This is a genomic window from Klebsiella sp. 7-CIP_Kleb. (assembly GCF_050378655.1).
GTDB lineage: Bacteria > Pseudomonadota > Gammaproteobacteria > Enterobacterales > Enterobacteriaceae > Klebsiella > Klebsiella quasipneumoniae.
In genome coordinates, this window is sequence record NZ_JBNRLJ010000043.1 from 1 (window position 1) to 482 (window position 482).

The following is a 482-nucleotide window of genomic DNA, read 5'->3' on the forward strand; positions in this document are numbered from 1 at the left end:
CGGGAGGGCGCTTACCACTTTGTGATTCATGACTGGGGTGAAGTCGTAACAAGGTAACCGTAGGGGAACCTGCGGTTGGATCACCTCCTTACCTTAAAGAACCTGCCTTTGTAGTGCTCACACAGATTGTCTGATGAAAGTAAAGAAGCAAGGCGTCTTGCGATTGAGACTTCAGTGTCCCCTTCGTCTAGAGGCCCAGGACACCGCCCTTTCACGGCGGTAACAGGGGTTCGAATCCCCTAGGGGACGCCACTTGCTGGTTCGTGAGTGAAAGACGCGTGCCGAACTATCTCAAAACTCATCTTCGGGTGACGTTTGAGATATTTGCTCTTTAAAAATCTGGATCAAGCTGAAAATTGAAACGACACACAGTTAATGTGTGTTCGAGTCTCTCAAATTTTCGCGACACGATGATGTTTTACGAAACATCTTCGGGTTGTGAGGTTAAGCGACTAAGCGTACACGGTGGATGCCCTGGCAGT

The 482-nt window shown here is 49.2% G+C and carries 1 tRNA gene and 1 rRNA gene; both read left to right on the forward strand.

Annotation, left to right across the window (positions count from 1 at the left end):
* Positions 1-91 (forward strand): 16S ribosomal RNA (locus ACQUTI_RS26345); the annotation flags it as partial.
* Between the two features lie 85 nt (positions 92-176).
* Positions 177-252: transfer RNA gene (locus ACQUTI_RS26350), tRNA-Glu, on the forward strand.
* Positions 253-482 lie beyond the last annotated feature (230 nt).